The following is a 531-nucleotide window of genomic DNA, read 5'->3' as shown; positions in this document are numbered from 1 at the left end:
CAGCATCGAAGAAGAGCAATCTCTGATCACTGTAGAAGGCGACAAAGCTTCTATGGAAGTTCCTGCACCATTCGCAGGTACGCTTAAAGAGATCAAAGTAGCAGCAGGCGATAAAGTATCGACTGGCTCACTAATCATGGTATTCGAAGTAGCAGGTTCAGGCGCTCCAGCAGCAGCTCCTGCGGCAGTAGAAGCACCAGCGGCAGCAGCTCCAGTAACATCTGCGGCAAAAGAAGTTAACGTTCCAGATATCGGCGGCGACGAAGTTGAAGTGACTGAAATCATGGTTGCAGTTGGCGACACAGTGGAAGAAGAGCAATCTCTGATCACTGTAGAAGGCGACAAAGCTTCTATGGAAGTTCCTGCACCATTCGCTGGTACTGTTAAAGAAATCAAGATTGCAGCTGGCGACAAAGTGTCTACTGGCTCACTAATCATGGTATTCGAAGTAGCGGGCGCAGCTCCAGCTCCTGCAGCGGCTCCAGCTCAAGCGGCAGCACCTGCAGCAGCGGCTCCTAAAGCAGAAGCTCC

General features: G+C 51.4%; 1 protein-coding gene. It reads left to right on the top strand.

The window, feature by feature from the left end:
* The coding region (locus R8O10_RS27270) for a biotin/lipoyl-containing protein (protein WP_318192239.1) at positions 1–531 on the top strand (531 nt) is incomplete at both ends.

The organism is Vibrio sp. 1727, from assembly GCF_033344415.1.
GTDB lineage: Bacteria > Pseudomonadota > Gammaproteobacteria > Enterobacterales > Vibrionaceae > Vibrio > Vibrio alginolyticus.
Note: the sequence above shows the minus strand (reverse complement) of the source record. Positions and strands in the feature narration are given on the sequence as shown.